Consider the following 24,441-nt stretch of genomic DNA (forward strand, 5'->3'; position numbering starts at 1 on the left):
TTGGTCCTGACGAAACACGTGTAAGGCGCAACGTCAAGTCAGCGATGCTTGAAGCCGATGGGAAGGTCGGTAAACTGCTCATGAACGTGACGGGTAATCGGAACAGGAGATTGAACATGAAATGGCAAGGTCGGCGCGGAAGTCGTAACATCGAAGACCGCAGACGTGCGGGCGGGGGCAAGGCGCAGGTAGGCGGCCTTGGTTTGCTGGCCATTCTGGCAATCGGCTACTTCATGGGTGTGGATGTCACGCCTCTGTTGCAGGGTGGCGGCGGTGCCGGCAGCAGCGGTGGCGGCGAGATTACCGAGGCCGATCAACAGGCCGGCAAATTCGTCTCGGTCACGCTGGCAGATACGGAAGAAGTCTGGGCTGATCTGTTCAGAGCGCAGGTTGGTGATACCTATAATCCCGTCACGCTTGTATTGTATAAAGGTGTCACGCAAAGCCCGTGTGGGGGTGCATCTGGTGCGACCGGCCCGTTCTATTGCCCCGGAGATCGCAAGGTCTATCTGGACACGTCTTTCTTCACCACCATGTCGCGTAAGCTTGGAGCCAGTGGCGATTTTGCCGCTGCGTATGTAGTTGCCCATGAAGTCGCGCATCACGTCCAGAACGAACTTGGCATTCTGATGCAGGCTAACCGTATTCGCCAACAGGTCAGTCAGGAAGAAAGCAACGCAATCTCGGTTAGGATCGAACTTCAGGCAGACTGCTTTTCGGGTATCTGGGCGCGCGAAGCTCAGGCACGGTTTGGGTCCTTGGAGCGGGGCGATATTGCCGAGGCCATGAATGCCGCCCGCCAGATCGGGGACGACACACTGCAACGAAATGCGGGCCGCGTTCCAATGCCTCACACATTCACGCACGGTACCTCGGAACAGCGCGAGCGGTGGTTTGCGCGCGGGTTAGAAAGCGGCGACATGCGCGTCTGCGATACATTCTCGGCGCGTAGCCTGTGATTCCTTGTAGGTTCATTTTGTGATTCAGGGGATCTGCTTGTCGATGTTTCGTCAGCAGATCTCGTAGAAATACTCTGGTTTCACTTGCAATGTTGCGAACGCAACGAAAATTGACTACAAAATTTCAGCGACAGGATCAAACAAAGCCGACCGCATGGTCAAAAAAGCTTGCACGAGTCAGCAGAGCCTGTTTGTATTAATGCCAATTGCCGGGGCAGGTGCCCGGGCAGCTGAAGTATATCGCGTTTGGGAGGAAGCGAAATGAAACATACCATGAAAGCAACACTGGCCGGTGCATTTGCACTTGGGCTGAGCGCCACCGCCAGCTTTGCACAGGACGTGACGCTGCGCTGCCAGCACTTCCTGCCGCCGAAAGGCTCGACCCCGCTGTACTTCATGGCGCCTTGGGCCGAGAAGATCGAGAAAGACTCGGGTGGCCGTATTAAGGTTGAACTGTATCCGGCAATGCAGCTGGGCGGTAAACCGCAGGCACTGTATGACCAGATCCGCGATGGCGTGATCGATTGTGGCTGGGCTCTGCCTGCCTACACACCGGGCCGCTTCCCGGAAGCCGAAGCCTTCGAACTGCCCTTCATGACCTCGCGCAATGCTGCAGCGTCGTCGAAAGCGGCTTGGGAATTCTCGGAAAAGTATCTGATGGAGCGTATGGGCGACGTCAAACTGCTTGCCGTACACGTACACGGCCCGGGCGTTATTCACAAAAAAGGCGAGCCGGTCATGGCTCTGTCGGACTTTGAAGGTCTGAAACTGCGCGGACCGTCGCGTCAGGCAAACACCTTGTTTGAATCGCTGGGCGCAACGCCCGTTGGCATGCCTTTGCCGACCTTCCCGGAAAGCCTGTCGAAAGGCGTTGTTGAAGGTGGCGTAATTCCGTGGGAAATCGTTCCGCCGCTGAAAGTGCATGAACTGGCTGACAGCCACACCGAGATCCCCGGTGACCGTTCGCTGTACAACACCTTCTTCATCTGGGCGATGAACAAAGACACCTATGCGTCGCTTCCTGACGATCTGAAAGCCGTCATCGACGCAAACTCGGGTCTGGAAGCATCGGCTTGGGCTGGTGGCTCGTTCGACAAAGGTGACGTCATCGGTCGCGAGATTGTTGCCGGTTCCGACAACAAGATCCACGAACTGGACCCGGCCTTGGTTGCTGAGATCCGCGCCATGGGTGACAAACAGGTTGAAGCCTGGGCTGCCGACATGACCTCGAAAGGTCTGGACGGCGAAGGTATGGTTGCACTGGCGAAAGAGCTGGTTGCGAAGTATTCGGACCAGTGATCTGGTAAAAAACACAGCTCCGGGTGGCCTGACCGGCTGCCCGGAGCTTTTTCTTGAGCAGTGCGGAAATAATTGCCCGCGCTGAGCCGTTAAAAAGGGGAATGTCGTGGCGATCGCGAAATCTGCCGAGCTCCGGGTGGGGCGCATCATGGAATTCCTAAGCCGATGGATGGCGTACTCGGGTGGTGCCGTTTTGGTGGGCATTGCCATGACCACAGTGGTCTCAATCGTTGGACGGGCATTGTCGGGCTATGGCCTGACGCCAGTCAAAGGCGATTTCGAGATCGTCGAGATGGGCTGTGCCATCGCGGTCTTCGCCTTCATGCCGTGGTGCCAGTTCAAACGTGGCCATGTCACCGTCGACATCTTCATCACGCGTCTTCCCGAACGTATTCAAGCTTTTCTGGGTTTTATCGGAGACCTCTTCCTAACGGGCGCGGCTTTCATCATTCTGTGGCGCCTGTGGCTGGGCTTTGGCGAGAAGTTTCCATTTGGATCCGACGCCTTCCGCAGCGCATTGGGCATGGGGTCGAAACCCTTCTTCGCCGAAAGCACCTATGAATTGGAAGTCCCGCTGTGGATTCCCTTTGGCTTGTGCCTGATCGGTGCTGCCTTTTTCCTCGTAGTCGCCATTTATACGACATGGCGGTCCTTCAACTGGGTGCTTGACGGCAAGGAGCAGCACGTATGACCGGTATCGAACTCGCAATTATCGCCTTTGCGCTGATGCTTCTGGCGATCTTCCTGCGCCTTCCGATTGGTCTGGCCATGGGTCTGACCGGCTTTTTCGGCATCTGGTACATGATGGGCAGACCGTCGGTCACGCTAAGCCAGCTTAAGACGCTCTCGTATGACACATTCTCCAGCTATTCGCTGTCGATCGTGCCGCTGTTCCTACTGATGGGGCAGTTTGCGACCAAGTCCGGCATGTCCGGCGCGCTGTTTAATGCAGCCTCTGACTGGCTGGGGCACCGCAAGGGCGGTGTGGCGATGGCAGCTGTTGGTGCATGTGCAGGCTTTGGTGCTGTCTGTGGTTCGTCGCTGGCAACCGCCTCGACCATGGGGCAGGTGGCTTTGCCCGAGATGCGTAAGCGCGGATATTCCGACGCACTGTCGACCGGTGTTCTGGCTGCAGGTGGTACGCTAGGTATCCTGATCCCGCCGTCGGTTATTCTGGTGATCTACGCGATCCTGACCGAGCAGAACATCGTGAAGATGTTCATCGCGGCACTGGTGCCTGGCATTCTGGCGGCTCTGGGATACATGCTGACCGTGGCCGTGATGGTGCGGATCAATCCCGACAGCGCCACAACCGCCGAGCGCGTGCCCTATACTGAGCGTTTCAAAACACTCCTGTCGATCTGGCCAGTGGTGGTGATCTTTGGCCTTGTGATGGGCGGGATCGCCGGTGACTGGAACTGGTCTAAAGTGGGCGTACAGGCGCTGTTCACCCCAACCGAGGGGGCCGCAGTTGGGGCCGTTGCGACTGGCCTGTACGGTGTCATGACCGGTGGTCTCACGTGGAAGGGGTTCTTGGACAGTATCTTGGCGACGGCGCAATCCACAGCGATGATCTTCTTCATTGTGCTGGGCGCGCAGATTTTCAACTCGTTCCTGGCCTTTACCCAAGCCCCGCAAATGCTGGCTGAATGGGTATCGACACAGGGTTATGCACCGCTTTTGGTGCTGACGATGATGTTGATCGCCTATCTGATCTTCGGCTGCGTCATGGACAGCTTGTCGATGATCCTCCTGACCATTCCGATCTTCTATCCGATCATCGAGGTTCTGGACTTTGGCCTGACCCCGGAAGAGGCCGGCATCTGGTTCGGTATCCTCGCCCTGATCGTGGTCGAGGTCGGATTGATCACGCCGCCAGTTGGGATGAACCTGTTCATCATCAACTCGATGGCGCGCGACATTCCCATGAGCGCGACCTATCGCGGCGTTGCCCCCTTCGTGCTGTCCGACCTGATCCGCGTGGTCGTTTTGGTAGCATTCCCGGGGATTACGCTCTGGCTGGTCGGGGTCTTGTTCTGACCGTAAAAAATAGCACGGGGCAGGGGCGGAAATGCCGTTGACCTTGCCCCGTGGCTTGGATATCCAAACCAAACAGTGCCCAAGTGGCGGAATGGTAGACGCAGGGGATTCAAAATCCCCCGCCTTCACGGGCGTGTGGGTTCGAGTCCCACCTTGGGCACCACTTTACCGCCGAATTCGTGATATATGTTTCCCGGTGGCATACCGGAGCATGACATGAGCGAAACACCCAAAGATCTCAATTCGTCGACCCGCGCCGCAGAGCTGCTGCACCACAGGGGACGGGCGCTGTCCAAAGGCGAACCGATCGCGCTTCCCATAACCACCAGTTCGATGTTCCATCTGCCCGGTGATCCCGCCGAGACACCCGGATATGGACGCGTGGACAACCCTACATGGGAAGCTTTAGAGGACGCGTTGGCGATCTTGGAAGATGCGCCCTGCGTTGCACTTCCTTCGGGAATGGCGGCCATTTCGGCGGCTCTGTTTGCCTGTCTGGGGGTAGGTAAGCGCCTGTTGGTGCCGTCTGATGGCTATTACGTGACCCGCGTGCTGTCCTCCGAGTTTCTGGCCGCGTTTGGCGTAGATGTAAGCGAACGGCCAACTGCCGCCTTTGCCGAAGGTGGGTTCGACGGGTTTGACGTGGTGTTTATCGAAACACCATCCAATCCGGGCCTCGACCTCTGTGACCTTAAAACGATCTGTGCCGACGTGCGCGCGGCAGGTGGGATCAGCATCGTGGACAACACCACGTTGACGCCTATTGGTCAGCGCCCTTTAGATCTTGGGGCGGATGTCGTGGTGGCTTCGGACACCAAAGCGCCAGGCGGGCATTCTGACCTATTGATGGGCCATGTCGCCACCCGAGCCCCAGCGCTTTTCGCGCGCGTCAAAGAGTGGCGCAAAATGTCCGGTTGCATTCCGTCCCCACATGCTGCTTGGGCGCTGTATCGTGGTCTTGAAACGCTTGAGCTACGCTTTACACGTATGTGTGATAGCGCGGATGCAATTGCACCGGTATTGGCCGCGCATCCTGCGGTTCTGTCGACGCGCTTTCCCGGCCTTCCGACGGACCCCTCGCACAATCTGGCGGCAACCCAGATGGAACGGTTCGGGTTTCTAATCGGACTTGATTTGGGCTCGGAAGAGCGGGCCGAGCGGTTCATCAGCTCAAGCCGTTACCTACGCCCGGCGACCTCGTTTGGTGGAGTGCATAGTTCTGCGGAACGGCGCGCGCGCTGGGGGGACGACGTTCCAGCAGGCTATGTGCGTCTGTCCGTAGGCTGCGAACCCACAGAAGCGCTTTTGAAGGATCTTACTGATTCCTTGGATGGGGTGATTGCGTAATATCTGCGCCACATTCTTGCCACATTTCCTGCATCCGAGGTCGATACCTCTACTTTAGGTCAAGAGAAACTTACACCAAGCTATGATTGCGGGTGGACGGTTTGTGGCTGGTTAACTTTTGACCAGTGAATTGATCCTGAGTGGGAAACAATCATCGGTTGTGGGTTGGGATTTGACGTCAGAGTTGCGCGATCTCGATGGAGAATAATATCATATATACAAACACTTAAGGATTTATGGCCAAAGTATCGTTAGGTTGTACGAATTGGTGAATGGATTCGATGATCACGACCCATTCCTTTGTTTGATCATTTTCATAGTTTGGGCACGTTTCTCGTATATATTCCCCTTAATAAGCGCTGAAAAAGCAGTTACTCAGCCATATATGTCGAGTAGTGGGTTTGCACTTTGGTACTTCGTGACTTCAGAATTGAGGACGACTTGAGCGTATCGTGGCCGGGCGTGCCAAACGTCCGCAGTGTCGCGTCTGTTTCGGCGCAAAATGAATCACGCCGCGCAAAGCTTGGGGGTGCGTTGTCAGGCATTTCGGCCAACACGATGGTTGAGACCGCACGCGGATACGTTCCTGCGCGCGCCTTGCAAGTCGGCGATCAAGTGCGAACTTTGAAAGGGTCGTTTGCTCCTATTCGATGGTTGGGACATTCGTCGATGTCCAAAACGAAAAACGAGTCTCCGATACGTTTTCCGGGCCTTACCGATGGGCAATCAGGGGCTTTGCTGACACCTGGTAGCCTCGTGCTTGTCGACCACCCTTACTGCGAAATGCTGACCGGGGAAGCTCAGGCCGTTTGTTCTGCTGATATGCTAGCGGAAGCCGGACAGGCAGAAACGGATGACACGGTGTCACCCATGATGGTGCACATCCTTCTAAACAAGACCGAGATGATCCGCTGCGGTGATTATTGGGTAGAAAGCCTTATCCCTGAGATTGAGCAGATTCAGCGTGATGCCCCCGAAGCCGCCGATGAAATTCTGCAAGCCTGCCCAAGACTACGTAGTCAGCAGGGAATCGCATCCTATTTACGCGATCTTCTTGTCATCGATCAGCGCGAAGCCAGCGTCATCTTCTCCGGGTCATAGATCCAGTCTCCACCCAGCTATCCCAGTCTTCAGGTGTATCCAGATCCCGCACGGCGTTCTGTCCGGGCAGGGGGAACAGATCAACGAAATCCGTATCCAACAGGACCTTCGCACCCTTATCGCCCGACAAAGCCTCTAACTGCGGTCTGTATCGCGTTGGAAAGATGACGGGGTGTCCCGGTGTCCCTTTAGCGCTCGATGCGCGCAGGATTGTTTTGCTGTCAAACCGCTCGATCATCCTGCCCAGATCAACGGATGTCACATCGGGTAGGTCTGACAGCATAACCATGATCCCGTCGATCCCTTCAGGCAGGGCATTAACCGCAGTTGAAAGGCTGTGACCCATGCCTTGGGTCTCGATAGGTATTGCGTTTGCCGAAAGGCGATCAACGATCTCAAGCTTTGTGGATTTGTCTGGCACCGCAACAAAGGGGACTACCCCCGCGGAATTGATCATACGGATCCGATCCTCAAGCAGGCTTTGGCCAGATGGCAGCGTGCGCAAAAGCTTGTCCTGTCCCATGCGGCGGGACAGTCCGGCGGCCAATAGCACCACTGCGATATTGGCCGCCGTCATGGTTTATTTTTCCGGGATCAGACCGCGCGGGCTGAACCTGAGGACCAAGAGAAGCACAATCCCCATCGAGAAGAGGCGCATATGTGCGGCCGAGTCGATCAGGTGCGTTTTCAAGGCCGATCCATCTTCTAGCCCCGAGGTCACAACCGACATCAGCCAGTGCCCGATGGGCTCCACCTGGATCCACAGGAACCAGATCAGGAAGGCGCCCAGAACCGAGCCCAGATTGTTCCCCGACCCGCCGACAATCACCATTACCCAGATCAGGAAGGTGAAGCGCAGGGGCTGATAGGTGCCGGGCACAAGCTGGCCGTCCAGTGTGGTCATCATCGCGCCTGCCAGACCGCACAGCGCCGACCCGAGCACGAAGATCTGCAAGTGACGCTTTGTGACGTCTTTGCCCATCGCCTGCGCCGCGACTTCGTTATCCCGGATCGCGCGCATCATGCGGCCCCAAGGCGAATTCAGCGAAAGCTGTGCCAAGATGATCAGGACGACAAGCACGACAGTAAACAGAGCCGAGTAAGACAGTTTCACTGCAAGCGTCGACGCGGTGGTGACATCCAATCCCAGACTGTCGGCGCGGGCTACAAAGTCAGCGCTTTGTTGCAGGTCGACCTCGTACGGGACCGGGCGGGGCAGGCCGATTACGTTCTTCACGCCACGCGCCATCCAGTCTTCGTTCTTGATGACAGCGATGACGATCTCGGAAATCCCAAGAGTGGCAATCGCAAGGTAATCTGAACGCAGCCCGAGCGCGGTTTTACCCACGAGCCAAGCCGCCCCAGCAGCCAGAAGACCACCGATCGGCCACGCCAAAAGCGTCATGTATCCATGCGCCTTATAGTTTTCTGGGCCACCGGGGTTTAGACCGCCTAGATAGCCAGTTTGTGCAGGGTTGATCGCCTCGACTCCAGCGACACCCGCATCAAAGATAAAGCGATACAGGAAGAAACCGGCAATCAGCGTGCCGACGACGGCTAAGGTGCGATTGCGCCCTGCTGCCATGCGGGTTTGAATTAGAACAGCTGCGACGACTGTGGCAGCACCCACCAGCAGGCCAAAGACGATGCCAACGCCGCCCGAGCTCCATGCACCGGGAGTGGTCGGCATGGACACGAGCACAGTGGCCAAGCCGCCAAGAGCGACGAAGCCCATGATACCGACGTTAAATAGACCCGCGTATCCCCATTGCAGGTTTACGCCCAAAGCCATGATCGCCGAAATCAGTGCCATATTTAGAATGGTCAGAGACGCGTTCCAGCTGCCTGCAAAGATCCACCAATCGGTCGATCCCTGAAGGATGAACAACAGCGCAACGGCGCCAAACAGAAGCGGAGTACGAATGGACTGGCTCATACCGATTGCCCCTTGAAAAGACCCGTGGGTTTGAACAGCAGCACGACGATCAGGATCACGAAACTGACTGCGAATTTATAGTCGGTGGACATCAGCTGCACGAGGCCCGTTGGCTCAAGACTTTCAGGCAGCAAATAGACTGCAACTTTCTTCCAGGCGTAGGTAATTGTGACTTCAGAGAATGCAATGACGAAGCCGCCTGCGATGGCCCCCAGCGGGTTGCCCAGACCGCCGACGATAGCGGCAGCGAAGATGGGCAGCAAAAGCTGGAAATAGGTGAAAGGTTTGAAGGTCTTGTCCAGTCCGTACAGCGTGCCTGCGATGGTGATCAGCGCAGCGACGATGATCCATGTGATCATCACAACGCGTTCAGGGTTGATACCAGACAGAAGCGCCAGATCCTCGTTGTCTGAAAACGCGCGCATGGATTTACCTGTGCGGGTCCGGTTGAGGAACCAGAACAACACAGCAACCACGATGATCGCGGTTACGATGGTGATGCCCTGTGACGTTTTGAAAGCCAGTCCTTCGCTCAGGCCGGTGGCATTCTTAAAGTCGCGGGCCTTGATGATGAAGCGTTCTCCATCGGCAAAGCGCTGATCCCCCGGTCCAATGATGAAACGGACGACACCGTTCATGATGAACATCACCCCCATCGAGGCCATGACGAACACAATTGGTTTCGCTTTTACACGGCGATAAAAACGATAGACGGTACGGTCTGTCAGAATCAACAACATCGCCGTGACGACAATGCCAAAGGGCAGGGCCAAAAGCGCGGTCGGCAGCGGGTGAATAGACAGACCCATTGACTGGAACCACCACGTAAACAGGATCGTCACCATCGCCCCGAAGGCCATTGTGTCGCCGTGCGCGAAGTTCGAGAACCGAAGGATCCCATAGATCAGCGTGACCCCCAACGCGCCAAGCGCCAACTGGCTGCCATAGGCCATCGCTGGGATCAGAACAAAATTAGAAAGCGCGACAAGCGCGTTCAGAAAGTCCATCAGAACTCTCCCTTACAGGTGCCCAAATAAGTGATTGCCGCCGGGCCTTCATTAGCATGAGCCGTGAAGCGGGCAGTGTCACCATTTCGGGACAAAAGATATTCAGCGCCGTCGCCTGTGGCGAAGAGCGTGGTCAGGTTGCCTGCCTGTTTGGCGGCAACGATGGTTAGATCGCCGAAATCGGTGATCAGGCGTTCGCCTGTCAAATCGGCTATCACAGAAAACGACGTGTCCTGACAGGCCTCGGCCTCGTAACACTCGGTTGTGAAGCTGCAATCCTGCGCATAGGCGGGAAGGGGGCTAAGGACCAATGCGAGGACAAAGGCGAATTTGGGAGAAGCGTTCAGAAAGATCATTGCTCTTTCACCTCACATTTTCCTATCTCGACGACGACATGAAACCCATCTTGAAACTCAGATTGGTTCACCCTGATCCCAGTCCCATCTTTGTAGATGGTCGTGAAACTCCCGCTAGAAGGCCCTCCGATGGATGGATTGATGAAATGTCTCGTGCCGTCACTACTGTGAATCTCAAAAGTGGAAGTAGAGTTTCTCTCAATCAATTCAGGCGTCGAGGTTGAGGCAAACACCCGAACATTATTCCTTTCTTTAGGTATTGCAGTGTCGTCGGTAATAAACTTGTCGAAATCACAAATGATTTCAAATACCATTTCGGGTTCTGTTGGAACAGTTTCTGCCTTGATCGGTGAGGCAAGTGCAACGAATGCCGCCAGCCCAAGAAGAGTACATTGTGGTCGAATGTAAGCCGCGCTGCGCATCCCTCACCCCCCCAAGAACGACTGGCGGACTTCGGGGTCGGCGAGAAGCTCTTTACCCGAACCGGTATGCGCATTGCGACCCTGCACAAGGACATAGCCTTTGTCAGCAATCTCAAGCGCTTGGCGTGCGTTTTGTTCGACCATCAGGATCGAGATGCCCGTACGGGCGACTTCGATAATCCGGTCGAAAAGCTCGTCCATCACGATGGGGCTGACGCCTGCAGTGGGCTCGTCCAGCATCAAAACCGTCGGTTTGGTCATCAGCGCGCGGCCCACGGCCACCTGTTGACGCTGCCCACCAGACAGCTCTCCGGCGGGTTGGTTGCGCTTTTCACGCAGGATCGGGAACAGCTCATAGACCTGCTCGATCGTTTCGTGGATGTCGTCGGTGCGGATGAAGCCGCCCATTTCCAGGTTCTCTTCCACAGTCATCGAGGTGAAGATGTTGTGGGTCTGCGGCACAAAGCCCATGCCCTTGCGTACCCGGGCCTGAGGCGACAGCTTGGTGATGTCTTCGCCATCCAACCGCACCGCGCCTGATCGCACGTTCAGCATACCAAACACGGCCTTCATGCCAGTGGATTTGCCTGCGCCATTCGGGCCGACGATCACGGCGATCTCGCCTTTATCGACAGCGATGGTGCAGTCATGCAGAATGTCCGGGCCCTTGCCATAGCCGCCGGTCATGCTGTCTCCGATGAGGAAGGGTTCGCTCATTACGCGTCCTCTTTCTTATTCTTCAAACCGGTGCCCAGATAGGCTTCGATTACCTGTTCGTTGGCTTTGATCTCGGCCAGAGTGCCTTCTGCCAGCACTTTACCTTCGGCCATACAGATCACCGGATCACAGATTTTCTCGATGAAATCCATGTCGTGTTCGATGACGACGAAGGTGTATCCGCGCTCTTCATTCAGACGCTTGATCGCATCGGCGATGGTATAAAGCAGCGTGCGGTTTACGCCTGCGCCCACTTCATCCAGAAAGACGATCTTGGCGTCGACCATCATGGTGCGGCCCAGCTCAAGAAGCTTCTTCTGTCCGCCTGAAATCTCACCTGCGCGCAGGTTTGCGATGTGCGAGATCGTCAGGAACTCCAGCACTTCATCTGCCTTGGCTTTCAGCGCGCGTTCTTCATCGGCAATGCGTTTGCGGCCGAACCACGTATCCCACAGGCGTTCGCCGGATTGGCCGCCGGGCACCATCATCAGGTTCTCGCGGCAGGTCATCGATCCGAACTCATGCGCGATCTGGAAAGTGCGCAGAAGGCCTTTGTGGAACAGCTCGTGTGGGGGCAGGCCGGTGATGTCTTCGCCTGCCATGGTGATCCGACCCGAGGTCGGCTTCAACACGCCCGCGATGACGTTGAACAGCGTTGTTTTGCCGGCGCCGTTGGGGCCAATCAGGCCGGTAATGGACTGATCCTGGATGGTCAGGGTTGCCCCATCGACGGCGCGAAAGCCGCCAAAATGCTTGTGGACATCCTCGATGACGATCATGTGAATTCTCCTGCCACTTTAAGTATATGGCGTAACTTACGGAAACAGCCCGGAAAACTCCGGGCTGTTTCGTTGATTTTCAGGTCGGTTTAGTGGAAGCCAACTTCGGTGAATGCGCCGCCTTCGATGACGACTTCACGATAGCTGCCGCCGCTTTCGCCGGGTCCAACCAGTTCAACGTCCGATCCGCCGACATAGTCGATGTCACCGCCGTTCGACAGGATTTCCAGCGCTTTGGCCAGTTCACCCGGTCCAATCGGTTCGCCGGGAGCGTTTGCCACTTCGGTGATGGCAGCCGAAACAGCTGCACCATCGGTGGAGCCTGCTTTGTGCATGCCCAGAAGCAGAATAGCAGCCGAGTCGTAAGCTTCTTTGGCGTAGACCGACTTGCCGTCGATGCCAGCCGCCGTCAGCGTCTCTTCCAGCTTCATCGCGCCGTCGTTCTGCGATGCAGGGTGCTGGCCGAAGCTGCCGTCCAGATCTGCGCCGAATTTGTCGGTCAGAGCGTCGGTTACCATGCCGTCGGGCAGAACGAAGGTTTCAAATGCGCCGCTGTCCAGAGCACCCTGGATTACGCCTGCACCACCTTGGTCTGCGTAACCAGCCACGACCAGTGCGTCGCCACCAGCCGATGCCAGCGCGCCGACTTCAGCCGAGTAGTCGGCTTTGCCGTCTTCGTGAGCTGCATTGATGGTGACCGAACCGCCAGCAGCTTCGAAAGCCGCGGCGAAGCTGTCAGCCAGACCTTTACCATAGTCGTTGTTGGTATAGGTCACAGCAACAGACTTGATGCCTTTGCCCATGATGATGTCAGCCATCAGCTCGCCCTGGCGGGCGTCCGAGGGGGCCAGACGGAAGAACAGGCCGTTGTCTTCCAGTGTCGACAGGGCAGGCGAGGTCGCCGAAGGCGATACCTGTGCGATACCGTTCGGCATCGACACACCTGTCAGAACGGCACCAGTTGCGCCCGAGCACATCGCACCAACGATACCGGCAACGCCGTCACCGGTAACCAGACGTTCTGCAGCTGCGGTTGCAGCAGCCGAGTCTACACAGGTCGAATCGCCACGGATTGCCATGACTTCTTTTCCACCCATGAACTTGCCGCTTGCGCTGATTTCAGCAATGGCGGCTTCAGCACCACCGGCGATCGGCGGAGCAAGGCTTTCCAGCGGGCCGGTGAAGCCCAGCAGAACGCCGATTTTGACTGCGTGGTCGTCGGCGAATGCCGCGCCACAGGTCAGTGCGGTGGCCGCAGTGGCCAGCAAGAGTTTTTTCATATTTGTTCTCCCAATTGGAAAATTCCGGTCTCGACCCTAGGCGCGGATATCGGAAAAGAAAAGGCCGAAGCAGAGGATTTGCTCAAAAAACCGCCGAGGGTTTCGGGCCGTCAGGATCCGGTCGCAACAAGGTGTAATAGTCGCTGTCGCACCATTCTCCATTGATCTGGATGGTCGCGCGCGCGGAATGCGTCAGCTTGAAACCCAAATGCGCCAACAGCCGGGCCGAAGCCGTGTTTCTGGGATCAATATCGGCTGTGATCTCGGCCACATGCGGATGGCGGAGCCACGTTGCATGAACAATCGCCCCCAAGGCCTCACGGGCCAACCCATGTCCCCAATGATCTGGATGAAGGATGTATCCCAGCTCGGCCAGACGCCACAGGCCGGCCTTTCCGATCACTGCGCCGTCGCGTTCGAGTGTGAACTCCAATCCAGTTTCACCATAAGACCAAAGCATCCCATCCAAGGTTTTCTGAGTCGTTTCGAGCGTCTCATGTGCCGGATGGCTCCAGTACTGCATTGCCTCGGTGTTTGAGAATATGTGATGCAGCGCCGACAGGTCTTCAGGCTGTGGAGGTCGCAGAACAAGGCGTTCGGTGCGCAAAATCACGCAGGTTTAGCCCCTCGGCTGCCGCGCTCACGGTAAGGCGTGGTGTCATAATGCGACCGGTAGCATTTCGAGAAATGCGAGGGGCTGGAAAAGCCGCAAGACAAAGCCACGTTGATCACGCTCATATCGGTCTGCATCAGAAGGTTTCGCGCTTTCTGCAGGCGCAATTCCATATAGTACCGTTTTGGGGATCGGTTCAGATATCGGCGGAAGAGGCGCTCAAGTTGACGGGTGGACATACCCACTTCGCTGGCCAGAACCGATGGCGAGATCGGCTCTTCGATGTTGGTTTCCATCTTGCGGATCACATCGCTGAGCTTTGGATGCCGTACACCAATGCGGGTTGGAACGGACAGGCGCTGGCTGTCGCTTTCGGTGCGGATCGTCGTATAGATCTGCTGATCTGCTACAACATTGGCGACGTCCTCGCCCTGATCTTCGGCGATGATCTTCAAGATCAGGTCAATCGCGGCAGTACCACCAGCAGCGGTCATGATCTTACCATCCACGACAAAAACGCGCTTGGTCAGCTCGACCTCATCGAATTCCTCGGAAAAACTGTCGTGGTTTTCCCAGTGAATGGTTGCGCGCTTGTCGTTCAAAAGTCCGGCTTTGGCCAGAATATGAGCCGCCGTACACAAGCCTGCGATACGCACACCACGCCGGGTCTCGCGCCGTAACCAGTTCAGAAGTTTGGTGCTGCATTTGCTTTGCACATCAACACCTGACACCAGAACCAAGGTGTCATCACGGCGCAGTTCTTCCAGCGGGCGATCAGCCAGAAAGCTTGGACCGGCAGATGACGCAACCTCACCACCGTCTTCAGACAGGATCACCCAATCATAAAGCTTCTTTCCGCTGGCACGGTTTGCAATCCGCAACGCATCAACAGCGCCTGCGAAGCTTAGAAGGGTAAACCCGTCAACCAGAACGAAAACAAACCGGCGCGGGGCCTGTTCATTCATCTCTGACAGTTTGGTCATCCGACTCACCCTTTTCTTCACGGGTTCAATAAAGGTAGCGATGAATTCAGCAGGTTTAGTCGCCCGCAGCAAGTCGCTTTTTCACCAAACATAGCGCACCTACACTTATGCGACAAACGATGGAAATTTTCCGTCATTTTTCTGTTTCACAACATTGTTTGCACGTTAGCGCCGGACAGGATAGAAGGGGCGTCGCCTATCTAGGGGGCAAAGACTGATAGTTTACGGAGAAAACCATGACGGAGTGGGACAAGTCGACCTGGCGCAACAAGCCACGGGTACAGATGCCAGACTATACAAATCCGGCCGCACTGGCCGAGGTCGAGGCGCAGCTTGCAAAGTATCCGCCGTTGGTTTTTGCGGGCGAGGCTATGCGCCTACGCGAAGAACTGGGTCGCGCGTCGCGTGGTGAAGCCTTCCTGTTGCAGGGTGGCGATTGCGCTGAAAGCTTTGCTGATTTCTCGGCAGATGGCATTCGTGACACCTTCAAGGTGATGCTGCAGATGGCGATGGTGCTGACCTTTGGCGCCAAAGTGCCTGTGATCAAGGTCGGCCGTATGGCTGGTCAATTCGCTAAGCCGCGCTCGGCCCCGACCGAGACTGTGGATGGCGTCGAGCTGCCCAGCTACCGTGGTGACATCATCAACGAACTGGATTTCACATCGGGCGCCCGGATCCCAGATCCGCAGAAAATGTTGCAAGCCTATACGCAATCGGCAGCTACACTGAACCTTCTGCGCGCATTTTCGACAGGTGGTCTGGCCGATGTGCATCAGGTGCACAAATGGACGCTGGACTTCACCGCGTCGGGCGAGGCCGAGAAGTACCGCGCGATGGCTGAACGCATTCAGGACAGCCTCGATTTCATGCAATCGGCTGGTGTAACCGCCGACCGTATGCACACATTGCAGACGGTGGATTTCTACACCTCGCATGAAAGCCTGTTGCTGGAGTACGAAGAAGCGTTGACCCGTCTGGACGCCACCACTGGCAAAACTGTGGCCGGCTCCGGCCATATGCTGTGGATCGGTGACCGTACTCGTCAGCCCGACGGGGCGCATGTTGAATTCCTGCGTGGCGTGATCAATCCGATTGGTTTGAAATGTGGTCCGACCACCACGGCCGAGGATCTGAAGGTTCTGCTTGAGAAGCTGAACCCCGAGAACGAAGCAGGCCGTTTGACCCTGATCGCACGCTTTGGTGCTGGCAACGTCGCCGAACATCTGCCGCGTCTGATCAAGACCGTGCAGGAAGAAGGCGCCAATGTGGTTTGGTCCTGTGACCCGATGCACGGCAACACCATCAAGTCGGCCTCGGGCTATAAAACTCGCCCGTTCGATAGCGTGCTGAGAGAAGTGCAAGAGTTCTTCGCCGTCCATAAGGCAGAAGGCTCGGTTCCTGGCGGTGTCCATTTCGAGATGACCGGTTCGGACGTGACCGAATGCACCGGCGGCGTTCGTGCCGTGACCGACGAGGATCTGTCGGACCGCTATCACACCGCTTGTGACCCGCGCCTGAATGCCAGCCAATCGCTGGAACTGGCCTTCTTGGTTGCAGAGGAGCTGTCGGCGCGCCGGAATGGGGATGCACTGGCCGCCAAGGCAAGCTGAACCAGATCAGAGATACAAATTGAAAACGCCCCGGAAAACTACCGGGGCGTTTTTTTGTCTGCCAAGCAGAACGTCCTAACTGCTTGGGGGACACGATAAGTTAGTCCGACGTCACCAGCTTCAAATGCGCCGATTTGGCTTTTGCTCCGCTGTCATGAAAAGGGGGCTTTCCGGGCATTTCAAAATGGCGTTGCGCTTCCGCAAACTCTCGGAACAGGTCAGTGCCATTAGGGTTCTTGTCTCGATAGACATGGCCTTTACGCCCAACAGAGCCGGTCCCAATGCGGGTATCAAGCGGGCGCGGAGTTCGTTTCGGTTCATCTTGACCGTCCTGATACGCGACCAGCGTCTGCGCCACATCATTGTCTACGACAATGGGCGTAATCTCGACAGACTGGATCGAGAACCTGTTCGGTGCGCGCTTCAGTGTTCCGTCGACCTGCAATGCGCCTAGAACACGTGTGATTTGGCCCGTGCTATCTCGCAACGGTAACATCACCAATTGCGCTTCGTGTTGTTTGCGGAACGTGCTGGGTTCCGTGATCAAAGACATCGTAACCTGCGACGGCGTATCGAATAACGCCTCAATCGCACGGTGAAGCTCTTTGCGTGCGTCCGGCAGGAAAAAGGCCGAGATCGGCATGCCCCGAACTTCCATGCCCAGAATGTCATTCAGGTGCTGGCCAGCCAGTCGGAACCGGGCCAGTCCCGGTGCAATCTTTTCAAGGATGAATGCCTCATGCAGCGCACCAGCGATGCCGCGTGGATCAACATCTTTCCGGGTTGGGCATATGCGACCATTACGCAGGCCCTCCCAATAAGCTTCGACTTGTGCGATGGAGGGATAAGATTTGGTCTGTCGGGCTGACAGCAGAGAGACAACATTCCCGTCACGCAAATACTCGATTCTCATCAATTTGTTCCCGACAATCTGGCCCCGGATTGGATCTGTCTGATCCTTGTTCATTCGGTGACCGTTTGTTAACGAATAGGTAGCTTATGCTTTCTGATCTCTTAATATGTCATAATTCTGTTCGAATTTGGCGTAAAATCTTATCAAATGGTTAACCACTCATGATTTACTCGATGACAGGATACGCCAGTGCCACTGGCGAACTGAACGGATTTACCTGGATTTGGGATATGCGATCGGTCAATGCGCGGGGGCTGGATATCCGCCTTCGACTGCCTGATGGTCTGGACGGCGTCGAGGAAACTCTCCGCAACGCATTGAAGAAAAAGATCGCGCGCGGGAACGTTTCGGTGACACTTCGAGTCTCGCATCCAGATGACGACGGACAGTACGCGGTGAACCCTGAAAGGCTGGGGCAGGCGGTTTCTCACCTATTGTCGATTGCGTCCGAAGCCGAAATGCGGGGATTGGCAGTTGCGCCGGTTTCAGCCGCAGATATCGCACAGTTGCGTGGCGTCATCGAAATGCGTGCCGCAGATGCCGACAGTCGCGCCCCGTTGATTGAAGCGTTGAAAGAGCAGATCCCCGCGCTGATCGATGCGTTCATCGCCTCTCGGCTGGAAGAAGGGCAGGCTTTGTCCGGTGTGATGTCAGGGCAGGTGGATCAGGTGGAAACCCTTGTCGGGCAAGCAGAGGCGCTGCTGGATGATCGCAGCCAAGCGCAAGCGGAGGGGCTACGCACGGCTTTGGCCCGCATTATGGATGCGACAGAAGGGGCTGATCCTGACCGGGTGTCGCAAGAGCTCGCCCTGATCGCCGTCAAAACCGATGTGCGCGAGGAATTGGATCGTTTGCGTGCCCATGTCGCGGTCGCCCGATCCCATCTGAGCGCCGGGGACCCCGCGGGCCGTAAGCTCGACTTCCTGATGCAAGAGTTCAACCGCGAGGCCAACACCTTGTGTTCCAAAGCACAATTTAACGAACTGACCCGTGTAGGGCTTGACCTGAAGCATGTGATTGATCAGATGCGCGAACAAGTTCAGAACGTGGAGTGACCCCATGAGCGCCGCAGAAAACACCCAAGAAAATCGTCGCGGTCTTCTTATCATCCTGTCTTCGCCTTCGGGCGCAGGGAAATCGACGCTGGCGAAGCGGCTGATGGAATGGGACCCGACGCTCAGCTTCTCGGTCTCGGCCACGACCCGCGCGCCGCGCGAGGGCGAAGTGGACGGCAAGGACTACCATTTCGTCGAAGAACACAAATTCAAAGACATGGTGATCAAAGGCGAGATGCTGGAACATGCCCACGTCTTCGGCAACTTCTATGGATCGCCGGCCGAACCGGTGCGCCGCGCGATTGAAAGCGGTAAGGACGTGCTGTTTGACGTGGACTGGCAGGGCGAGGTTCAGATCCGCAATTCATCCATGGCGTCGCATTCGTTGTCGATCTTCATCCTGCCGCCCTCGATCACCGAACTGCGCGCCCGTCTGGTCGGTCGCGGACAGGACAGCGACGAGGTGATCCAGAAGCGAATGCAGAAAAGCTGGGACGAGATCAGCCACTGGGGCAGCTATGACTATGTGCTGGTGAACGATGATCTGGAGGCGACGGCGCAAAGGCTGATCACCATCGTCGAGGCCACCCGCCAGCGCCGCAATCAGCAGCCGAGCCTTCTGGATCATGTGCGCAAGCTGCAAGCTGAATTCGAGGAGGGAGACGCATGATCTATGAACTGGACGGGATTGCGCCCGAGATTGCCGAGGATGTGTTTGTCGCCGCCGACGCCAATGTCATCGGACGGGTGAAGATCGGGGCCAAAGCCTCGGTCTGGTTTGGGGCGACCATTCGCGGAGACAACGAACAGATCACCATCGGCGCGGGCACGAATGTGCAGGAAAATAGCGTCTTTCACACCGATCTTGGCTTTCCGCTGACCATCGGGGCGAATGTAACCGTGGGACACAAGGTGCTGCTGCATGGCTGCACCATTGGGGACAACACGCTGATCGGCATGAACGCGACTGTGATGAACGGCGCGGTGATCGGCAAAAACTGCCTGATAGGGGCAGGGGCCTTGGTGACCGAGGGCAAGGTGATCCCCGACGGATCGATGGTTCTGGGTGCGCCGGGCAAAGTGGTGCGCGAGCTGGACGCGGCGGCGATCAAGGGGATCGAGGCGTCTGCGGTGCATTATCAGCAGAACGCGGCGCGGTTTTTGACGGGGTTGAAACCCGTAGACGAGGGTTTCTGCTGACATGGGTTATCCGGTGAAGCGCATCGTTGTCACCGGAGCCAATGGAAGTGGAAAAACATATCTTGCCCGCTGCTTGTCAAACTTGATGCCAGCAGCTCGGCTTGTTTCATTTGATGCGATCAAGTTAACGGAAAACTGGAAGCAAAAATCCAAAGTCGATATCTATGGCGCTCTTGAGGCTACTGTGACCGAAGATTGCTGGATTCTCGAAGGTGGGCCGTCCCTGTTGGAGAAAGCCCTTGATCGGGCAGATTTGGTTGTCTGGCTTGATCCGCCATTCTGGCGACGTGCTATGCGGCTATTGATCAGACCATGGAAGTATCTCGGCCAAACCCGCCCAGAACTGCCGGACGGAAACATCGATTGGCCAATTCAACAGTATCGCTTTGCAGTTCAAAGTCTGAGGCGATCTAATGCATTTCATAAGAAGATTGCGGCGGAGCTAGGCGGCTTTCCATCCGAGAAAATCATAGTGTGTAGGTATGCCAGTGATCTCGAAAGAGTTATGAACCGGGTTGGTGGTTCCAATTAAAAAGGGCCACCCAATCGGGCGGCCCTTCGTCATTCTATCGTGGGTCGGTTACGCGATAGATTCTTTGGCCTCTTTCAGCCACGCCAGAACGGTCTCGGGCGCGCTTTCGCCGTAAGGGTCTTCGCCGTGGTTGTCGCAGCGACCGGGCTCTTCGAACCATGCTTCGATAACACCATCGTTGATGACGGCGGCATAGCGCCACGAGCCCGGGCAGATTGCCGCCCAAATAGCATCTAGTTCTTATTTCTGCCTGTTTTGTCTCGTAAGGAGTATTATTGAACCTATTAACGCCTCCTTTTTCTCATCTGAAGGAGGCTTCCAGTGTAAACGAGGAGTTATCTCATGATCCCTTCGGGCAAAACCAAAACGCTTCTTCTGATTGCCGGTATTGCTTTTGCAACCAGCACATCGGCTGTGTCCGCAGCCGAGTTCAGCGATATTGATAGCAATGGCGATGACGTCCTGTCGCTTGAGGAATTTCAAGGGTATTTTGGAGATAAGATCGGAAAGGCCGCTTTTACCAAATATAACACCGATAAATGTGAAAGCGATTCAGACTGCGTCGAGGGTGTGACGGCTGACGAGATCCAAAACAAATCCAGCGAGCAAGGCAGGAAAAATTCTTCGGCGGGGATGAAGCGCGCCTACGAAAACCAGCAACAGGCTAAGGAAATTGCCGCCGCTGGCAGGGAAAAAGCAGAGAACAACCGCGGTGGCGGCAACGGAAAAGGTAGAAAATAACTCGACCATTCCGCGACGGCCTATGCGCCGTCTGCCTTCTGAATACGTTACGATTGACGGGCTTGGAGTGATCTGGGCCCGTTTTTTCCTGTGCCCACAGTGTGGATGACAATGATCTAGAAGACTTTAGACGGGCATCTCAAATAGAATTGGGCCGCTGCAAACAGCGGCCCACAATGCAGTCTGGATTTTGATTTAAGCGACAGCTTCTTTGGCCTCTTTCAGCCAAGCCAGAACGGTTTCCGGTGCGCTTTCGCCGTAAGGGTCTTCGCCGTGGTTGTCGCAGCGGCCGGGCTCTTCGAACCAAGCTTCTACAACACCGTCGTTGATGACAGCGGCATAGCGCCACGAGCGAGCACCGAAGCCCAGGTTGTCTTTTTGAACCAGCATGCCCATCAGGCGGGTGAACTCGCCCGAGCCATCGGGGATGACTTTGACGTTTTCCAGTTCTTGGTTGCGGGCCCATGCGTTCATGACGAAGCTGTCATTCACGGACATGCAGTAGATCTCGTCGATGCCTTCAGCGGCAAAGTCGGCGGCTCCGTTTTCGTACCCGGGCAGCTGATAGGTCGAGCAGGTCGGGGTGAACGCGCCGGGCAGCGAGAACAGAACAACGCGCTTTCCTTTGAAGTAATCGTCCGAGGTCATGTCCTGCCAGCGGAACGGGTTGGGGCCTTCGATGCTGTCATCACGGACGCGGGTGCGGAAGGTGATGTTGGGGACGTTAACGCCTGCTTTCATTGGGAAAATCCTTTGTTGTCGAACCGCGTGGCCGGGAATCGCTGCGCGTGTTGAGGAAAGGATTAGAACGATTCCAAATGCCACTCAACGGGGTTTTTCTGCAGCGCGTCAATTTGGTCGCTCCCTGCTTTCGGCTATGCGCGGACTGCATATCAGAAAAGCAGGGTTTCAAGGTGACTTGGGGGCATGGGGCGCTTATATAGGTCAGAACCACTTGGCCCGGAGGAAAGCCATGCGTGATCTGAAAATCCCTGAAAGCCGCCACCCTGAAAAGGCGCATCGCAAGGATAACGCTCAGCCTAAGAAACCCAGCTGGATTCGTGTGAAAGCACCCGGCGGTAAGGGCTATGCCGAGACGCATAAGATCATGCGCGAGAACAATCTGGTCACCGTCTGCGAAGAGGCAGGCTGCCCCAACGCTGGCGAATGCTGGAGCCAAGGCCACGCCACCATGATGATCATGGGCGAGATCTGTACCCGCGGCTGCACCTTCTGCAACGTGGCCACCGGCAAGCCGGATGATCTGGACGCGTTCGAACCGGGCCGCGTGGCGCATGCGGTCAAGAAGCTTGGCCTGAACCACGTTGTGATCACTTCTGTGGACCGTGACGACCTAAAAGATGGCGGGGCAGAGCATTTCGCCCAGACGATCCGTGCCGTTCGTCACCAGTCACCTGACACGACAATCGAGATCCTGACGCCTGACTTCCTGAAATGCGAAGACAGCGTGCTGGAGACCGTCGTTGAGGCGCGTCCTGACGTGTTCAACCACAACCTCGAGACGGTTCCTGGCTTGTACCCAGAGGTCCGCCCCGGTGCGCGGTATTTCCATTCGCTTCGCCTGCTCCAGCGCGTGAAAGAGCTGGATCCATCCATGTTCACAAAATCCGGCATCATGGTCGGATTGGGCGAGGATCGTCAGTCCGTCATGCAGATCATGGACGACATGCGCGCGGCAGACATCGATTTCCTGACCATCGGGCAGTACCTACAGCCCACGCCGAAACACCATGCGGTGGAACGGTTTGTGCATCCTGATGAGTTCAAGGATTACGAAACGGCTGCCTATGGCAAAGGCTTTTTGATGGTCTCGGCCACGCCTCTGACGCGGTCTTCCTATCACGCCGGCGATGACTTCGCGCAACTGCGTAAGGCGCGTGAGGAAAGCCTTGCAAAAGCCTGATAAGGTTAAAGTTTCGGCCTTCTGACGCGCTCGATCTGCATCCATTCGGGCGCGCCTATGAAGTACTCATACGCGAACAGCGCCAGACAGATGGCAATCACGATCAGGCCAAATACCACGCGTTTGGCCGAGGGCGGATTGCGCGCCCATTGTGACATGCGCATCAGCCACCGCAGGTTCATGGATCAGCTCTCGCTGTCTTGGGTGTCAAGAAACCGTACCTTGCCGATATGGGGCAGGTTGCGGTTGCGCTGCGCATAGTCGATGCCATAGCCCACAACGAACTCATCCGGGATCTCGAACCCGGTCCAGTCGGCTTTCACATCAACTTCGCGCCTTGACGGTTTGTCCAACAAGGCGATCGTGCGCAGCTTGCGTGGGCCTTTGGCGTGCAACATGTTGATCACATGTTTCAGGGTAAAACCGGTGTCCACGATGTCTTCGACGACCAGAACATCGCGTCCCGCAATCTCACCGCGTAAGTCCTTGAGAATACGGACTTCCCGGCTGCTTTCCGTCGAATTTCCATAAGACGATGCTTCCAGAAAATCGACTTCGACAGGAAGATCGAGCTCGCGCACGACATCTGCGATAAAGACGAACGAACCCCTAAGTAACCCGACAACAACCAGTTTGTCGGTACCGTCAAATTCGTCGTGAATTTCTTTTGACAGCTCTTCCACCCGCGCGGCGATTTGCTTGGCAGAAATGAGCGTATCAATGACATATGGTCGCTGAACCATGGCTTCCCCCTTGATTCTCGTCTGCATTCCTAAGACATGTGCGTCTGACTGAGAAGGAAAAAGCCTACCATGCCCACTCATGGCGAAAAACGCGTGATGCCGTATACGGCCGTCCAGATGTACGATCTGGTGGCAGACGTTGGTCGTTATCCTGAGTTTCTTCCGTGGAATTCGGCCGCACGGGTGCGTCGGGTGACGCCCTTGGACGATGGGCGGCAGCTGATGGAGGCTGATCTTGTGATCAGTTTCAAAGTCTTCCGTGAGCGCTTTACAAGCCGCGTAACTTTGGATCAGGCAGGGCATCGGATCGACACAGAATATCTAGACGGTCCGTTCAAGTATTTGAAATCCTACTGGATCTTCAGTGACCACCCACAAGGCTGCGAAGTCGAATTCTTCGTAGATTTTGAGTTCAAAAGCCCGATGCTGCAGAAAGTCATCGGCCTTGTGTTTAACGAGGCGATGCACCGGATCGTGGCCGCGTTCGAGAAGCGCGCAGCCGTTCTTTACGGCAACTGATCAGCTAATCAGAAGCAGCGCGATTGCGATCAGGGCGGGCAGGGCTTGAACCTGAAAAATCTTCTTTGACGCGGTTGCGGCACCGAAGATGCCTGCAACGGCAACACACAGCAGGAAAAACAGCGCGACATTATGCGCCCATACCGGATCGGAGATCAGGCGCGACCAGATCAAGCCTGCTGCCAGAAAGCCGTTGTACAGCCCCTGATTGGCAGCCATCGCTTTTGTCGGGGCAAACAGATCGCGCGGAAAACTTCGGAACACTTTGGGACCTCGGCTTTCCCAGGCGAACATCTCGAACCAGAGGATGTAGAGGTGAAGCGCTGCGATCAGCAGGATCAGTACGGTCGTAAGCACACTCATGT

The 24,441-nt window shown here is 56.2% G+C and carries 29 protein-coding genes, 1 tRNA gene and 1 pseudogene; 15 read left to right on the forward strand and 16 right to left on the reverse strand.

Going from position 1 to position 24,441, the window contains the following annotated elements; translation table 11 throughout:
* The first annotated feature begins 116 nt into the window (after positions 1–116).
* The 7 genes from ypfJ to ACP15F_RS06170 all read left to right on the forward strand — a co-directional run bounded on the left by ypfJ (position 117) and on the right by ACP15F_RS06170 (position 6,746).
* Positions 117–959 (forward strand): KPN_02809 family neutral zinc metallopeptidase, encoded by an 843-nt coding sequence (gene ypfJ / locus ACP15F_RS06140; RefSeq protein ID WP_424939938.1) that lies wholly within the window; start codon positions 117–119, stop codon positions 957–959.
* A 261-nt stretch (positions 960–1,220) separates the two neighbouring features.
* Positions 1,221–2,258, forward strand: coding sequence for a TRAP transporter substrate-binding protein (locus tag ACP15F_RS06145; RefSeq protein ID WP_424939939.1), 1,038 nt, complete (start codon positions 1,221–1,223; stop codon positions 2,256–2,258).
* Between the two features lie 106 nt (positions 2,259–2,364).
* Entirely contained in the window at positions 2,365–2,949 is a 585-nt protein-coding gene (locus ACP15F_RS06150; RefSeq protein ID WP_424939940.1) for a TRAP transporter small permease, read from the forward strand.
* Positions 2,946–4,298 carry a TRAP transporter large permease gene (locus ACP15F_RS06155; RefSeq protein WP_424939941.1) on the forward strand — a complete coding sequence of 451 codons (1,353 nt, stop codon included), beginning with the start codon at positions 2,946–2,948 and terminating at the stop codon, positions 4,296–4,298. Before ACP15F_RS06150 ends, ACP15F_RS06155 begins: the two co-directional genes overlap by 4 nt.
* A gap of 77 nt (positions 4,299–4,375) precedes the next feature.
* Positions 4,376–4,461 (forward strand) — tRNA-Leu (locus ACP15F_RS06160).
* Positions 4,462–4,514: 53 nt separating this feature from the next.
* Positions 4,515–5,645, forward strand: a complete 1,131-nt coding sequence (locus ACP15F_RS06165; RefSeq protein ID WP_424939942.1) for a cystathionine gamma-lyase — start codon at positions 4,515–4,517, stop codon at positions 5,643–5,645.
* 441 nt (positions 5,646–6,086) lie between these two features.
* Complete coding sequence (locus ACP15F_RS06170) at positions 6,087–6,746, forward strand: Hint domain-containing protein (protein WP_424939943.1); 660 nt, start codon at positions 6,087–6,089, stop codon at positions 6,744–6,746.
* Here ACP15F_RS06170 and ACP15F_RS06175 read toward each other — a convergent pair.
* From ACP15F_RS06175 to ACP15F_RS06220, 10 genes are all read right to left on the reverse strand, one after another.
* Entirely contained in the window at positions 6,727–7,323 is a 597-nt protein-coding gene (locus tag ACP15F_RS06175) for a nucleotidyltransferase family protein (protein ID WP_424939944.1), read from the reverse strand. The two genes, ACP15F_RS06170 and ACP15F_RS06175, sit on opposite strands and share 20 nt — an antisense overlap.
* Positions 7,324–7,326: 3 nt before the next feature.
* Positions 7,327–8,682, reverse strand: a complete 1,356-nt coding sequence (locus ACP15F_RS06180) for a branched-chain amino acid ABC transporter permease (protein ID WP_424939945.1) — start codon at positions 8,680–8,682, stop codon at positions 7,327–7,329.
* Positions 8,679–9,689: a branched-chain amino acid ABC transporter permease gene (locus ACP15F_RS06185; RefSeq protein ID WP_424939946.1), complete on the reverse strand. Its 1,011-nt coding sequence runs from the start codon at positions 9,687–9,689 to the stop codon at positions 8,679–8,681. The genes ACP15F_RS06180 and ACP15F_RS06185 overlap by 4 nt, the downstream gene beginning before the upstream one ends.
* Entirely contained in the window at positions 9,689–10,045 is a 357-nt protein-coding gene (locus tag ACP15F_RS06190) for a hypothetical protein (protein ID WP_424939947.1), read from the reverse strand. The genes ACP15F_RS06185 and ACP15F_RS06190 overlap by 1 nt, the downstream gene beginning before the upstream one ends.
* Positions 10,042–10,467, reverse strand: a complete 426-nt coding sequence (locus ACP15F_RS06195; protein ID WP_424939948.1) for a hypothetical protein — start codon at positions 10,465–10,467, stop codon at positions 10,042–10,044. The genes ACP15F_RS06190 and ACP15F_RS06195 overlap by 4 nt, the downstream gene beginning before the upstream one ends.
* Positions 10,468–10,470: 3 nt before the next feature.
* Positions 10,471–11,184 carry an ABC transporter ATP-binding protein gene (locus ACP15F_RS06200; RefSeq protein WP_424939949.1) on the reverse strand — a complete coding sequence of 238 codons (714 nt, stop codon included), beginning with the start codon at positions 11,182–11,184 and terminating at the stop codon, positions 10,471–10,473.
* Complete coding sequence (locus ACP15F_RS06205) at positions 11,184–11,963, reverse strand: ABC transporter ATP-binding protein (RefSeq protein ID WP_424939950.1); 780 nt, start codon at positions 11,961–11,963, stop codon at positions 11,184–11,186. Before ACP15F_RS06205 ends, ACP15F_RS06200 begins: the two co-directional genes overlap by 1 nt.
* Positions 11,964–12,052: 89 nt before the next feature.
* Complete coding sequence (locus ACP15F_RS06210; protein WP_424939951.1) at positions 12,053–13,243, reverse strand: ABC transporter substrate-binding protein; 1,191 nt, start codon at positions 13,241–13,243, stop codon at positions 12,053–12,055.
* A gap of 82 nt (positions 13,244–13,325) precedes the next feature.
* Entirely contained in the window at positions 13,326–13,856 is a 531-nt protein-coding gene (locus ACP15F_RS06215) for a GNAT family N-acetyltransferase (RefSeq protein WP_424939952.1), read from the reverse strand.
* The gene (locus ACP15F_RS06220) at positions 13,853–14,839 is read right to left on the reverse strand and encodes a GlxA family transcriptional regulator (RefSeq protein WP_424939953.1); all 987 of its coding nucleotides are present in this window, start codon (positions 14,837–14,839) and stop codon (positions 13,853–13,855) included. Before ACP15F_RS06220 ends, ACP15F_RS06215 begins: the two co-directional genes overlap by 4 nt.
* Positions 14,840–15,075: 236 nt before the next feature.
* Between ACP15F_RS06220 and ACP15F_RS06225 the strand changes: the two genes are divergently transcribed.
* On the forward strand, positions 15,076–16,449 hold the full coding sequence (locus ACP15F_RS06225) for a class II 3-deoxy-7-phosphoheptulonate synthase (RefSeq protein WP_424939954.1): 1,374 nt from the start codon (positions 15,076–15,078) through the stop codon (positions 16,447–16,449).
* A gap of 100 nt (positions 16,450–16,549) precedes the next feature.
* Here ACP15F_RS06225 and ACP15F_RS06230 read toward each other — a convergent pair whose 3' ends face one another.
* Positions 16,550–17,362 (reverse strand): PAS domain-containing protein, encoded by an 813-nt coding sequence (locus ACP15F_RS06230; protein ID WP_424939955.1) that lies wholly within the window; start codon positions 17,360–17,362, stop codon positions 16,550–16,552.
* A gap of 161 nt (positions 17,363–17,523) precedes the next feature.
* On the opposite strand from ACP15F_RS06230, the gene ACP15F_RS06235 reads away from it, so the two are divergent.
* The 4 genes from ACP15F_RS06235 to ACP15F_RS06250 are packed head-to-tail and all read left to right on the forward strand — an operon-like array spanning position 17,524 to position 20,149.
* Entirely contained in the window at positions 17,524–18,417 is an 894-nt protein-coding gene (locus ACP15F_RS06235; RefSeq protein ID WP_424939956.1) for a YicC/YloC family endoribonuclease, read from the forward strand.
* Between the two features lie 4 nt (positions 18,418–18,421).
* Positions 18,422–19,087, forward strand: coding sequence for a guanylate kinase (gmk, locus tag ACP15F_RS06240; protein ID WP_424939957.1), 666 nt, complete (start codon positions 18,422–18,424; stop codon positions 19,085–19,087).
* The gene (locus ACP15F_RS06245; protein WP_424939958.1) at positions 19,084–19,617 is read left to right on the forward strand and encodes a gamma carbonic anhydrase family protein; all 534 of its coding nucleotides are present in this window, start codon (positions 19,084–19,086) and stop codon (positions 19,615–19,617) included. The genes gmk and ACP15F_RS06245 overlap by 4 nt, the downstream gene beginning before the upstream one ends.
* Before the next feature lies 1 nt (position 19,618).
* On the forward strand, positions 19,619–20,149 hold the full coding sequence (locus ACP15F_RS06250) for a DNA topology modulation protein FlaR (protein ID WP_424939959.1): 531 nt from the start codon (positions 19,619–19,621) through the stop codon (positions 20,147–20,149).
* A 48-nt stretch (positions 20,150–20,197) separates the two neighbouring features.
* Here the strand turns inward: ACP15F_RS06250 and ACP15F_RS06255 are convergent.
* Positions 20,198–20,353 (reverse strand): annotated as a pseudogene (locus ACP15F_RS06255) (peroxiredoxin); the annotation flags it as partial.
* Positions 20,354–20,491: 138 nt separating this feature from the next.
* Here ACP15F_RS06255 and ACP15F_RS06260 point away from each other — a divergent pair.
* On the forward strand, positions 20,492–20,890 hold the full coding sequence (locus tag ACP15F_RS06260) for a hypothetical protein (RefSeq protein WP_424939960.1): 399 nt from the start codon (positions 20,492–20,494) through the stop codon (positions 20,888–20,890).
* 195 nt (positions 20,891–21,085) lie between these two features.
* Here ACP15F_RS06260 and ACP15F_RS06265 read toward each other — a convergent pair whose 3' ends face one another.
* A complete protein-coding gene (locus ACP15F_RS06265; RefSeq protein ID WP_424939961.1) occupies positions 21,086–21,631 on the reverse strand; it encodes a peroxiredoxin in 546 nt (181 codons plus the stop codon).
* Positions 21,632–21,863: 232 nt separating this feature from the next.
* Between ACP15F_RS06265 and lipA the strand changes: the two genes are divergently transcribed.
* On the forward strand, positions 21,864–22,814 hold the full coding sequence (gene lipA / locus ACP15F_RS06270; RefSeq protein ID WP_424939962.1) for a lipoyl synthase: 951 nt from the start codon (positions 21,864–21,866) through the stop codon (positions 22,812–22,814).
* Between the two features lie 5 nt (positions 22,815–22,819).
* Here the strand turns inward: lipA and ACP15F_RS06275 are convergent, their stop codons facing one another.
* Both ACP15F_RS06275 and hpt read right to left on the reverse strand, forming a co-directional pair.
* Positions 22,820–22,996: a hypothetical protein gene (locus tag ACP15F_RS06275; protein WP_424939963.1), complete on the reverse strand. Its 177-nt coding sequence runs from the start codon at positions 22,994–22,996 to the stop codon at positions 22,820–22,822.
* 3 nt (positions 22,997–22,999) lie between these two features.
* Complete coding sequence (gene hpt, locus ACP15F_RS06280; protein WP_424939964.1) at positions 23,000–23,557, reverse strand: hypoxanthine phosphoribosyltransferase; 558 nt, start codon at positions 23,555–23,557, stop codon at positions 23,000–23,002.
* Positions 23,558–23,626: 69 nt separating this feature from the next.
* Here hpt and ACP15F_RS06285 point away from each other — a divergent pair, with 69 nt between their 5' ends.
* Positions 23,627–24,076, forward strand: coding sequence for a type II toxin-antitoxin system RatA family toxin (locus ACP15F_RS06285; RefSeq protein WP_424939965.1), 450 nt, complete (start codon positions 23,627–23,629; stop codon positions 24,074–24,076).
* Here the strand turns inward: ACP15F_RS06285 and ACP15F_RS06290 are convergent, their stop codons facing one another.
* Complete coding sequence (locus ACP15F_RS06290; RefSeq protein WP_424939966.1) at positions 24,077–24,439, reverse strand: DUF1304 domain-containing protein; 363 nt, start codon at positions 24,437–24,439, stop codon at positions 24,077–24,079. It abuts the gene before it with no gap.
* Between the last annotated feature and the right edge of the window lie 2 nt (positions 24,440–24,441).

This window comes from Aliiroseovarius sp. S253 (assembly GCF_049800855.1).
In the GTDB taxonomy this organism is placed as follows: Bacteria; Pseudomonadota; Alphaproteobacteria; order Rhodobacterales; family Rhodobacteraceae; genus Aliiroseovarius.